Origin of the sequence: Bacillus sp. EKM420B (assembly GCF_011065565.1) — a bacterium.
Lineage (GTDB): Bacteria > Bacillota > Bacilli > Bacillales > Bacillaceae > Bacillus > Bacillus velezensis.
Map to the genome: position 1 here is coordinate 1 of NZ_JAAMNX010000062.1, position 238 is coordinate 238.

Annotated in this window: 1 pseudogene; it reads left to right on the forward strand. The window is 47.5% G+C overall.

Going from position 1 to position 238, the window contains the following annotated elements:
• Positions 1-238 (forward strand): annotated as a pseudogene (locus G9F48_RS19545) (MerR family transcriptional regulator); the annotation flags it as partial.

Genomic DNA, 238 nt, shown 5'->3' on the forward strand with positions numbered 1-238 from the left:
TTTTGGAGAGAGACCCTGCCACTTGGGACACTCATAAAAACATCATCATTCAGCTTGTGAAAAGAGTGCAGACAGATGAAGAATACAGAGAAAGCCTGATCAAGGTCGGAGAATCCGCTTCTGATCTGCCCGCGCTGAAGGCGGGATCGCCTTTTAGCAATCTTCTTCAAAAGCTCAGCCCGAAATATGACACGTACGTGCGACTTCAGCTTGAACTGAAAAAAGAAGCCGACGAGGA